The sequence below is a fragment of the Pseudomonas sp. SIMBA_068 genome (assembly GCF_046534705.1).
Taxonomy (GTDB): domain Bacteria; phylum Pseudomonadota; class Gammaproteobacteria; order Pseudomonadales; family Pseudomonadaceae; genus Aquipseudomonas; species Aquipseudomonas putida.
Genome location: NZ_JAWRYI010001059.1, coordinates 1 through 254 on the forward strand (window position 1 = coordinate 1; position 254 = coordinate 254).

General features: G+C 60.6%; 1 protein-coding gene. It reads right to left on the minus strand.

Annotation, left to right across the window (positions count from 1 at the left end; translation table 11 throughout):
• On the minus strand, positions 1-254 hold a 254-nt coding region (locus SB756_RS32680; protein ID WP_410913589.1), incomplete at both ends, for a LysR substrate-binding domain-containing protein.

Below are 254 nucleotides of genomic sequence, written 5' to 3' on the forward strand. Positions count from 1 at the left end.
CCGGTCCCTGCACCGGCAGGATAAACGGAATTTTTGACCAGTCGGGCTGCGGCTGTGTTGCCTGAGTACGAACGGCACAGGGCAGTGCAGGCGCGATCAGCACCAGCGGGATCAGCCCCAGTGGCATAAAATCAATGCTGGCGGGCAGCGTTTCAGGACGGCCGGCAATGGCCAGATCGGCATCGCCGGAGTGCACTTTTTCCACCGCATCCGCAGCATCGCCGGTATCCAGTTTGATTTCGACCTGCGGATGT